The sequence below is a fragment of the Lactiplantibacillus fabifermentans DSM 21115 genome (assembly GCF_000498955.2).
Taxonomy (GTDB): Bacteria; Bacillota; Bacilli; order Lactobacillales; family Lactobacillaceae; genus Lactiplantibacillus; species Lactiplantibacillus fabifermentans.
The window spans coordinates 1-9,622 of record NZ_AYGX02000123.1 but is presented as its reverse complement, the minus strand read 5'-3'; the positions used below and the strand labels follow the sequence as shown (position 1 = coordinate 9,622).

The following is a 9,622-nucleotide window of genomic DNA, read 5'->3' as shown; positions in this document are numbered from 1 at the left end:
AGCTGATCTTTTTTGTCCGAACAGCGTTCGGATTAATTTTACAATCTACCTTGTATGTTTCCGGTATTTTATCGGGAACATACAAGCCAATTTTTTTTAATACGGCGATGATTGTAATAGTCTACGTAGCTTGTAATGTCAGTTTCTAGCATTTTATAGGTTGTTAACCGTGCCAACTTTAAGAATGTGAAAGATACTTTCAGTTACCGCATTATTGAGGCGTATGGACTTACGGCTCATGCTTTAGAAAGCGCGTGATTTTCGTAAAATATTTACGTGCCGACAATTCTGATGCTGAAAAACCTGATCCGAGTGAACTGTCATGCGGTATGGTAAGTCGGAACGCCTTGATATTAATCGTTCAAGGGGGGCGTGTGACGAAGTCTACCATTGGTCTGCGATCAATGGTCCATTCAAGAATTTCTCCGCTATAAAGGTCAATATAAGCTGTAAAGTATGTACGTTCATTGACAGCTTGATTCTCCTAATGGACGGATCCTATGATGTAATTACGGGCAAATTGTTCGATTTAATACATTAGTCGTAATTGGGGATGAGTACAAGCATAATCGAGGGCTGTTTAAAATAGATTGAGGGTTACCTTTCAATACATGTTGGATGAAAGTCACGCAGTCAGTAATTGAATTAAATGAGAGCAACCAGTCGGTTGACTTTTTTATTAGGAGAAAGTTCTATAAGTGAGTCGAACAAAAATTAAAAAAGATCAAAGTAACTTGTGGCAATGGTAGTAGCTAATACCCACCAACATTAAGGAGTGGTTACTCTATGGGTAAATCTACTTTCTCACGCTTTCAACGTAGCGTAGTACTGGCTCAACAAGACGCAGATCGCAAAAGACGATCTGTAGGTCTTCAACTACTTACGGTTAACTTTTTTACTAGAGATTGTTGCAATCACTTTTAGTCTAGGTCTCGTTGCAATTTTCAATTGGCTTAATTTTGGTTGGCTATCATTTAAATCGGCTGATTTAACTAAATCGTAATGCTCGGCAGCGATTTAGTGAGCAGTGTTGAACATTTACAAGTGGTACTTCAATTGAACAACAGATTAAAAATTATTAATCAATGATTAGTTTTTAGCTGTTGGAAAGTTGATGCAGTGCTTTTTTCCGGAGTGAGCCACAACCATGTTAGGTCACTTTCTCGGAACGCAAGACACGACTTCTATAGGCCATAAAAGCCTCTAATCGAATTGCAAGGCATTAAATAACGCCTTTAAAAATTTTATGAGGACCTTGGTCACTAAGTAGAATACAAAACCATTGACCACGGTAACGTGTTTTCAATTATCAATATATAGAACAGGACTATCAGATCAAAGCTTTTTTCAGCCGTATTTATCATAGAAAAGGGCTTCCAACGAATACTTTAATTGACGGTTATACTGGCCCCTTCTGAAAAAGACTAACTTTAGCTAGGTAACGACTGACTAAATTTTAGCAAGAATTGAACTAATTAATCAGGAGCCATTAAGAATCTATCATCAATAGACTACCATTGAGAATTACGGGTTTGTTCGAATTAAAGTTGTAAATTGCCTTTTTGAAATAAATATCATGAATTATCTTGACTTATGTATCTTTTAGATATAAGATTTTTGTATCTAAAAGATACATAAGGGCAGTGGATGTTGAAATGATGAATGAATTATATATTTTGGGAGAACTGATGGAAAATCCTAAGACGGCGTATCGGTTGCGTCAATCAATGCAAGTTTCACTTGGACGCCACCGAAAGATTAGTTTTGGCGTTATCTATCCGTTGTTTGAACGTTTGGAAAAAGAAGGCTACATCAGATTAATCATGCAAAACGATAACAAACAGTCGACCAAAACCGCAATCATCACAAAGAAGGGTGAGGCAAGATTTATGAATCTGATGCATACACCAGTACCGGAGGGTGCCCACACAGATGATATTTTTCAAATAAAACTAGATTCGATGCAACATTTACCCTTAGTTGACCAACAAAATTTGCTTGATCAGTATATGAACGAACAAATGGCCATCGTTGATGACTGTCAAATAGAGCTAAAACATTTGAAGAGACACAAGCATAAGGATCATTGGTATGCATCACAAATAATGCAATTACGATTACGTCAAGCTCAGGAGAAACAACAATGGATTCAAGAGTTTAAAACAGCTTTGCAAAAGAATAGAGGGTTTTAATAGAATGACTAAAGAAATTAAAGTTGCGTTATTAATGGCTGCGAGCTTATTTATAGAAATCATGGATGGAACTATTGTCACAACCGCATTACCAAGTATGGCGAGATATTTTCGAACTGGATCGGCTACTGTTGCACTACTTGTTAGTATTTATTTAATTACCGTTGCTATTTTTATCCCATTAAGTGGCTGGCTTGCTAATCGATTTGGGAAAAAAAGAATATGGTTGCTGGCAGTCAGTTTGTTTACTTTAAGTTCTCTTGGTAGCGCATTATCACCAACATTTAGTGTTTTATTGGGAATGCGCGTAATTCAAGGAATGTCAGGTGCACTAATGACACCGACGGCTCGACTGATTGTATTGGAAAAGATAGTCCCATCACAGTTACTACGCATGACAAGTTATTTGGTTTGGCCAGCCTTGATTGCTCCAGCAATTGCCCCATTGGTTGGTGGACTTATTGTGACTTGGTGGAACTGGCGTTGGATTTTTATAATTAATTTACCAATGGGAATAGTTATTATCCTAATCGGTTTATTTTTGCTTGATAGTGATATCCAACCGACAATCCAACATAAATTTGACATCACGGGTTTTCTTGAGATCGCAATTGCTTCAGGATTAATTTTAACAGGCGCAGAATTGGCCACACATGGTCATGCCGAATGGTTACTTGCAACACAGATGGTAGTTGGTGGTGCTTTTATGCTAGTTTTGTCCTATTTTCACTTACAAAAAGTTGAAAACCCCTTATTTTCCGTTGCATCATTGCGAATTGAGTCGTTTCGGTTCACACAAACGGGTGGTAGCATATTATGGTTATCAGTCGGAGCAATGCCATACTTGATGACCGTTTACTTGCAAACAATTTTTCAATGGTCACCGGTTAAAGCATCTGGGTTTGTTATTTTTATTTTTTTAGGAAATGTTGGGATCAAACCTTTCACAACCGTGATTATAAAAGTGTTCAAATATTGTGGGGCACTTTTTAGTGCTTTCTTTATGGTAATGGTTAGTTCGTTTTGTCTAGCGTTGATAACAACGACAACATGGCCAGTGATTATCGCGTTGCTAGCATTTATTTCCGGTGTTGGACGTTCGTTAGCTCTAACCGCATATAATGGGCTAACGTTTGCAGATGTACCTTTAGCTGAACGTAATAGTGCTAATACGTTGGCATCCGTAATTATGACCTTAGCACAGGGTTTAGGAGTCTCTTTAATTACTGTCATTGTTTCAATTTTTAGCCAGTCAATGACTTTAGAACACGCCTATCAATTTGGCTTCGTTTTTCTAGGTGTTTTGATGCTGTGGCCGATGATGGAGTTAACGACGGTTAGTAAAAACATTGGTGAAAGTACAATTTAGTCTTATCGTCTTCATGAGCTAGTTTTACATGTGTAGTACATTGAAACTGTGACAGAAAATTATCTTCTAAATAATCGTTCTTTGATAATTGAATTTATTGGTTCTGACTCAAACTAATAAAATAGTCTGTATGATATCTTAGGAGGAATGTTGAACAATCAATATGCTAACGATAGATTGTAAAGTTAATTCGAATGTATTTTAGGTAACATAGGCTTGGATGTAATTAAAATTTGTTGAACTAATAACTGATTTAATATTTCATTAGTTATAGTTGTCACTAAATGATAACTAGCACACGAGTGATTGTTTCTGTAGATGCTGATGGGTTATTGATTTTGGAATGCTAATATAGTTTCTTTCTGAGATATGTATTTGATTTTACAAGATATCTTAAGTATGCTAAATCATTAGTAAGTTTTTAGATAATTAGTAGGAGGTTAAGCATGAAAGTATTAATTCCAACCACAAATGGATTTCTAAATAAAAAATACACTAAATATGCAACATCAGCAGATAAATATCAAGGATATCCAATTGTTTCTTTTCCCGTAATAATTAGTGATGTCCCGAGGAATGCAAAGTCATTGGCCTTCACATTTCTGGATCAAGATGCTATTCCAGTAAGGGGATTCACAATGATTCATTGGATAGCTGCTAATATATCTGTGAATATTACTTGTTTACCAGAAAATATGAGTCAAAAAAATGATGCACAGATGGTACAAGGCAGTAATTCTACTTCGGGCAGTTTTATAAATGAACACGATAAAAAAATAAGTCAGCATTATTTTGGACCGTGTCCACCAGACCGTGATCATCGTTATATATTTCGACTATATTCTCTGGATAAATTACTGGCAATAGATCAGGGATATTACCTGAATGAATTTTATGATGTAATTGAGGGACATGTTATTAATACCGCTACGACAGTCGTGAAGGCAAGAGCTTAGTACAAAATGTGGTAGATTGTAAAATTAATCCGAACGCTGTTCGAACAAAAAAATCAGCTTCCTTTAAATGGTGTTTACTCAAACATACTTTTTGGGAGCTGATCTCTTGTCTAGTATAACTTATGCTGAACGAATTAAACATTGAAACTTTTTGTGAAGTAGGACTATCTATTATTGGCTCCTATGATGTAATTACGGACAAATTGTTCGATATAATATATTAAAGGTAGATTGTAAAATTAATCCGAACGCTGTTCGGACAAAAAGATCAGCTTCCTCTAAAATGGTGTTTACCACAAACCCATCTTTTAGGAGCTGATCTTTTGTCTAGTATAACCTATGGTAGATTGTAAATTTAATTTGAGGTAGATTGCAAATTTGCAATTTACCATGGTTGATTTAAAATACAAACATGGATTTGTTTAAAACTAAAGTTAGTCAGTATTTTTAGGGAGGAAACGAGAATGATACAAGAAATCAAAATTGGCAAAAGCACTGTGAAAACAACCAAATTGGGATTAGGAACCAATAAGGTTGGTGGTCATAATTTATTTCAAAATTTGAAAGAACAAGACGGTTATGATGTTGTAAAACAGGCTCTGGATTCAGGTATTAAGTTACTGGATACAGCGTATATTTATGGAGAAGGTCGTTCTGAAGAAATAATTGGAGAAGTTATTCAAAATTATGACCGATCTAACATCGTGATTGCTACTAAGGCTGCTCAAGATCCTCAAAATAATAATCAAATTAATAATGATCCGATCTTTTTAAAGCAAGCTGTTTATGATGCATTAGACCGCCTACAAACAAATTATATTGATATTTTTTATATTCATTTTCCAGACAATAGAACACCCAAAAATGAAGCTGTTGCTGCTTTAAATGAATTAAAACAAGCGGGGCTGATTCGTGCTATTGGTGTTTCAAACTTTACTCCTGAACAACTTAAAGAAGCTAATATTGATGGCTTAGTTGATATTGTCGAAGACCATTATAATTTGGTTCATCGTCAAATAGAAGAGACTGAGTGGCCATATCTAAAGCAAAATGAAATTTCTTTCGTTCCGTACTTTCCACTAGCTTCTGGACTATTGACAGGCCGGTACACGCTTAATGATTATGAAAAATTTTCAGATGATTATAGTAAAGCAGAATTCGAAACAATTATTAATGCCTTAGCAATTACTGGAAAGATTGCCGATCATCATTCTGCCAGTGTAACGCAAACTATTTTAGCTTGGTACATTACCAATTCTAACATTGCAGTTGTAATTCCTGGAGCTCGTAATAAGCAACAAGCAGCAGACAACACTGACGCGTTAAATGTCACCTTAAGTGAAGAAGAATTTCAACAAATCGATAAAGCTTTTGCAAGCTTTAAAAATAAATAAGAAGATGGAATGGAAAATTATTAGTTTAAGGTAGATTGTTAAATGTGAACTTTTGTTGTTTGTCATGCAGCTCGTGAGTATCCAATGTGTAAGTGGTAGATTGCAAATTTAATCCGAATTTTTTGACAAATTAGTCAGCATGACTTGGTAAGGTGTTTGCCAGTTGAGTACTTTCAGCGGCCTTTGGATAATTTGGAGTAACGTAGTTGTTAAATCTTGAGCACTAATGTGCTCAAAACAAGTCCCTTTAGGATAGAGTGTAAATTTAATTTGAATATATTTTAGGCAACATAGGGCTTGGATATAATTAAAATTTGGTAAACTAATAACTGATTTAATATTTTATTAGTTATAGTTGTCACTAAGTGGTAACTAGCATTCGAGTAATTGTTCCTGCAGATACTGATGTGTTAGTGATTTTGGAATATTAATATAGTTCCTTTCTGGGAAGATGAAATTGCTCCTAAGTTATTAGATGGCAAGAACATCATCATCGCAGCCCATGGTAACTCATTACGTGCCCTTTCGAAGTACATCGAACGCATCTCTGATGATGACATCATGGACCTTGAAATGGCTACTGGTGAACCAGTTGTTTATGACTTTGATGAAAAATTAAACGTCTTAGGCAAAGAAAAGTTAGGCAAATAATCAGCGCGATTATTTACTGATTTTCATAAAGAGCGCCCGCTTTAGTGGGGGCGCTTTTTTATGGCGCTAAAACCAGCTAAGTTGTGATAACTTAGGATGGTTTTGGCAATTTATGACAACTTCGGCCGCTAGTGGACGCTAAATGGGCACTGCCACTTTCAATTTAGTTGGTTAACTTTCTGAAAAACAGGAGGGCACTTACATGTATGATGAAGCTGAGTTACTGGAAGCCAAACGGCAAATTGATTCAACCTTGCATAAGATTCGTGAAGTCGTGAAGACCTTTGAAGCTAAGGAAGAGCCTTCACGATATAAGTCCCAATTAACTTTGGCTAAACGCCGACTAAAAGCGTTTAGCATCGCTAATGACTTGATTGAAGAAAAGTTAGCTGAATTGCAGGCCGGTAGTGGTCACTAGTTGGACACTAGCACTTAAAGTTTTAGGAGATTACGCGTGCGGCAAAATGGCCCCTGTAGTCCTGGTATAAGTTAGTTGATTAAAGAGAACATCTAAGAGAATTGATAGGGGTATTTAAATACATGAGTGAAGCAGCTGCAAATGAAGTAACACAACGTGAAATGATTCGGATCATTGGTTTGTTCCGGAAGAACGGTTTTAAGGGCGAATACGTTAGTTTCCAACACGTCGTTGACGAAGGTGCCACTTACTTCGTTGTGATGTCGGATGAAAATAACGGGACGCAAGGTTTGTTCAAGGCTGATTTATTGGCTGGAACCGTTGAATTCCAATACATGTTGGATGAGAACCATGCCGTTGCTAAGTAAATAGAAGAATCCCACTCATTTTCCGTAATATGGAAAGTGAGTGGGATTTTTTGGTTGTTTAAATCATTTTAATATCATCCATAAGTTGAGCGACCGTATAGTTGCCTAAATACTCGATGGCCTGTTCTTCGGCCTTGGCTAAGATATTTTCCATACTTTGGTTGAATTGTTCAACGTCCAAACGTTCTTCATCTTCGGGGTAATCGAATTCAACGTCGATTTTTTTGGGACTTACATCATGAGCAACTGCACGATAAATATCGGCCAAAGTTATATCGGACGGGGACTTTTCCAGGTAATATCCGCCTTCACGACCACCCTTTGATTCGACTATCCCAGCTTTACTAAGCGATGTCATGATACGACGAACAAAAGTTGCATGAGTTTTTACACGACTTGCTATCATTGAACTACTGATGACACTACCACTTTTTCCTAACCAAACTACGGCTTGAATAGCAGTTCTAAGCCGTGGTGGACCTAAATGAACGTTATTTGCAGGCATTTTTGTAACCTCCTTATTAGTGAGGGTATTATTCTTAAGTATAGTTAATCATTCTTTTAAATGCAACTATTACAAGCACAATTAACTATTCTTGATGGCCTAACTTCACGGTCATGTTAGGGTGACGGTTGCTAAGGTCACGTAATAATTTGAGACTATCTTTGCTGGCGACACGGTCTGCTAAGAAAGTACCAGGTTCAACGCCATGGTCCCACCCCCAGCGAGTGTGACTAACATCACCAGTAAATAATATTGGTCCATCAGTTGTGCGCGCTAAGAATGAGATGTGACCAATTGTGTGACCAGGTGTTGGAATTGCAAAGAACATTTGATCACCGAATACATCAACGACATCAGTTAATGTACCATTAATATCTTGATTGAAGGGGAGTTCTTGTAGGGCGGGACGTCCAGCCAGCATCCGATTGTTGGTACCTTGCGCAATGATGTTCAGTGTTAATTGGGCATCGGCCTCATTTTTGCCAATGTAAATCGGCGTCTCTTTGGGAATTGCTGGTAATCCAGTGACATGATCCAGATGAATATGTGAAAGAAAGACACCTTTGAGATTTCCTGATTCGTTTGCGATGATTGATTCAGTACTAGGCTGAGCATTCATGGAGTCAACACCACCATATTTTTTAAGCATCCACCCGACGCCGGCTTCTTTTGGGTCTTGTAGTAACTGTTCACTAACACCAGTATCAATTAAGTAAAAGTCCTGGTTGGGACGTTTGAGAATATGAGTTGTGATTTCAATTGATTCATCATGATCTTTAATTCCGGCGGCTTTGGCCTGGGCATCTTTTATATTTAATAGACCAGATAATTTAGCTGCCCAGTTTGTCGTGACCGACTTTACTTTCAGGTTTCCAGGAGTATCGATTAGCTGTTCCATGGTGTCCCAACTGACTGGTTTGCCAATTTTAGCAGTATGAGCGGCGTGGGTAGTTGCCTTGAATTTAAATAATGTCATTAGAATGGTCCTCCGTGATTAGTTTGAATGAATGATTGAAAGGAGTTGTGCTTTCAATTCGGTTGCTAATTGTTCTTCGTTTTTGCCGTAGAAATAAATAATGTTTTTATCCTTAGCATTACCGTTAATGGTGTTCAATCGGATATAGCCACGTTTAGGCTTGGCTGGATGATAGTTGATATTGGTAATACTATCTAGGTTAATAGTCTGTTGCTTAATACCGTGGAACTGTAACTGGTTCAAAAATCCGGAACGCTCAATTGTTAAATTAGTATCAGTAATCGTAACGGTGGTTTTACCTTCGCGTTTGAAACTGAAGACTTTATTCATGGTTTGCTGCCTCCTTATTGATTAGGTTGCGTAAAAAGTTAAAATGACGGGTGGTTTGGTTGGCAGCAAATTTGAAGTAAGCACGGTATAAATTGAAAATGAAACCTAAAATTTTATGATTTTCGAGTCTAGGTAAGGTAGCTTCGATAGTTCCTTTAATATAAGCTGTATTAAGTTTGAAAGTATGAGTAGTCATGTGAGTTCCTCCTAAAATTTAAATGCAATTATTATAAGCACAATTAAAATGGATTAACTGCAACTTCTATAAGCACAGTATAGCAAATTTAAAATAAAATGCAACTATAAAAAGCACATTTAACTTATGAAAATATTTTTGCAGAAATACTATATTGGACTGTTGTCTGAACAGGTGGCGATGGAAGCTGACACACATGTACCGGTAGTATCGGCTCTTATGATGTAATTACGGACAACTTGTTCGCTATAATTATCTCAAAGGAGT

General features: G+C 36.8%; 10 protein-coding genes and 3 pseudogenes. 8 read left to right on the top strand and 5 right to left on the bottom strand.

The window, feature by feature from the left end:
- Positions 1–828: 828 nt before the first annotated feature.
- The 5 genes and pseudogenes from DY78_RS15810 to DY78_RS10860 form a co-directional block, all read left to right on the top strand.
- Positions 829–1,450 (top strand): annotated as a pseudogene (locus tag DY78_RS15810) (transposase); the annotation flags it as partial.
- 205 nt (positions 1,451–1,655) lie between these two features.
- The gene (locus DY78_RS10875) at positions 1,656–2,192 is read left to right on the top strand and encodes a PadR family transcriptional regulator (protein WP_024625066.1); all 537 of its coding nucleotides are present in this window, start codon (positions 1,656–1,658) and stop codon (positions 2,190–2,192) included.
- 4 nt (positions 2,193–2,196) lie between these two features.
- Positions 2,197–3,561, top strand: a complete 1,365-nt coding sequence (locus DY78_RS10870; RefSeq protein ID WP_024625067.1) for an MFS transporter — start codon at positions 2,197–2,199, stop codon at positions 3,559–3,561.
- Between the two features lie 446 nt (positions 3,562–4,007).
- The gene (locus tag DY78_RS10865; RefSeq protein ID WP_024625068.1) at positions 4,008–4,517 is read left to right on the top strand and encodes a YbhB/YbcL family Raf kinase inhibitor-like protein; all 510 of its coding nucleotides are present in this window, start codon (positions 4,008–4,010) and stop codon (positions 4,515–4,517) included.
- A gap of 464 nt (positions 4,518–4,981) precedes the next feature.
- Entirely contained in the window at positions 4,982–5,911 is a 930-nt protein-coding gene (locus DY78_RS10860) for an aldo/keto reductase (RefSeq protein WP_024625069.1), read from the top strand.
- 108 nt (positions 5,912–6,019) lie between these two features.
- On the opposite strand, the pseudogene DY78_RS16175 reads toward DY78_RS10860, so the two are convergent.
- Positions 6,020–6,166 (bottom strand): annotated as a pseudogene (locus DY78_RS16175) (IS30 family transposase); the annotation flags it as partial.
- Between the two features lie 177 nt (positions 6,167–6,343).
- Here DY78_RS16175 and DY78_RS15805 point away from each other — a divergent pair.
- The 3 genes and pseudogenes from DY78_RS15805 to DY78_RS10850 all read left to right on the top strand — a co-directional run.
- Positions 6,344–6,562 (top strand): annotated as a pseudogene (locus DY78_RS15805) (2,3-bisphosphoglycerate-dependent phosphoglycerate mutase); the annotation flags it as partial.
- Between the two features lie 202 nt (positions 6,563–6,764).
- Positions 6,765–6,980: a hypothetical protein gene (locus DY78_RS10855; protein WP_024625070.1), complete on the top strand. Its 216-nt coding sequence runs from the start codon at positions 6,765–6,767 to the stop codon at positions 6,978–6,980.
- A 122-nt stretch (positions 6,981–7,102) separates the two neighbouring features.
- A complete protein-coding gene (locus DY78_RS10850) occupies positions 7,103–7,348 on the top strand; it encodes a hypothetical protein (protein ID WP_033614466.1) in 246 nt (81 codons plus the stop codon).
- A 58-nt stretch (positions 7,349–7,406) separates the two neighbouring features.
- On the opposite strand, the gene DY78_RS10845 is transcribed toward DY78_RS10850, so the two are convergent.
- The 4 genes from DY78_RS10845 to DY78_RS10830 all read right to left on the bottom strand — a co-directional run bounded on the left by DY78_RS10845 (position 7,407) and on the right by DY78_RS10830 (position 9,355).
- Positions 7,407–7,853: an RrF2 family transcriptional regulator gene (locus DY78_RS10845; protein ID WP_024625071.1), complete on the bottom strand. Its 447-nt coding sequence runs from the start codon at positions 7,851–7,853 to the stop codon at positions 7,407–7,409.
- 85 nt (positions 7,854–7,938) lie between these two features.
- Positions 7,939–8,829: an MBL fold metallo-hydrolase gene (locus tag DY78_RS10840; protein WP_024625072.1), complete on the bottom strand. Its 891-nt coding sequence runs from the start codon at positions 8,827–8,829 to the stop codon at positions 7,939–7,941.
- An 18-nt stretch (positions 8,830–8,847) separates the two neighbouring features.
- Positions 8,848–9,159 (bottom strand): DUF4429 domain-containing protein, encoded by a 312-nt coding sequence (locus tag DY78_RS10835; RefSeq protein WP_024625073.1) that lies wholly within the window; start codon positions 9,157–9,159, stop codon positions 8,848–8,850.
- The gene (locus DY78_RS10830; protein WP_024625074.1) at positions 9,152–9,355 is read right to left on the bottom strand and encodes a hypothetical protein; all 204 of its coding nucleotides are present in this window, start codon (positions 9,353–9,355) and stop codon (positions 9,152–9,154) included. The genes DY78_RS10835 and DY78_RS10830 overlap by 8 nt, the downstream gene beginning before the upstream one ends.
- Positions 9,356–9,622: the final 267 nt, after the last annotated feature.

Excerpts from the sequence above, each read along its gene's own strand:
- DY78_RS10865 (WP_024625068.1), top strand. The coding sequence starts at position 4,008 with ATGAAAGTATTAATTCCAACCACAAATGGATTTCTAAATAAAAAATAC.
- DY78_RS10830 (WP_024625074.1), bottom strand. The coding sequence starts at position 9,355 with ATGACTACTCATACTTTCAAACTTAATACAGCTTATATTAAAGGAACT.
- DY78_RS10870 (WP_024625067.1), top strand. The coding sequence starts at position 2,197 with ATGACTAAAGAAATTAAAGTTGCGTTATTAATGGCTGCGAGCTTATTT.
- DY78_RS10835 (WP_024625073.1), bottom strand. The coding sequence starts at position 9,159 with ATGAATAAAGTCTTCAGTTTCAAACGCGAAGGTAAAACCACCGTTACG.
- DY78_RS10855 (WP_024625070.1), top strand. The coding sequence starts at position 6,765 with ATGTATGATGAAGCTGAGTTACTGGAAGCCAAACGGCAAATTGATTCA.
- DY78_RS10850 (WP_033614466.1), top strand. The coding sequence starts at position 7,103 with ATGAGTGAAGCAGCTGCAAATGAAGTAACACAACGTGAAATGATTCGG.
- DY78_RS10875 (WP_024625066.1), top strand. The coding sequence starts at position 1,656 with ATGATGAATGAATTATATATTTTGGGAGAACTGATGGAAAATCCTAAG.
- DY78_RS10840 (WP_024625072.1), bottom strand. The coding sequence starts at position 8,829 with ATGACATTATTTAAATTCAAGGCAACTACCCACGCCGCTCATACTGCT.
- DY78_RS10845 (WP_024625071.1), bottom strand. The coding sequence starts at position 7,853 with ATGCCTGCAAATAACGTTCATTTAGGTCCACCACGGCTTAGAACTGCT.
- DY78_RS10860 (WP_024625069.1), top strand. The coding sequence starts at position 4,982 with ATGATACAAGAAATCAAAATTGGCAAAAGCACTGTGAAAACAACCAAA.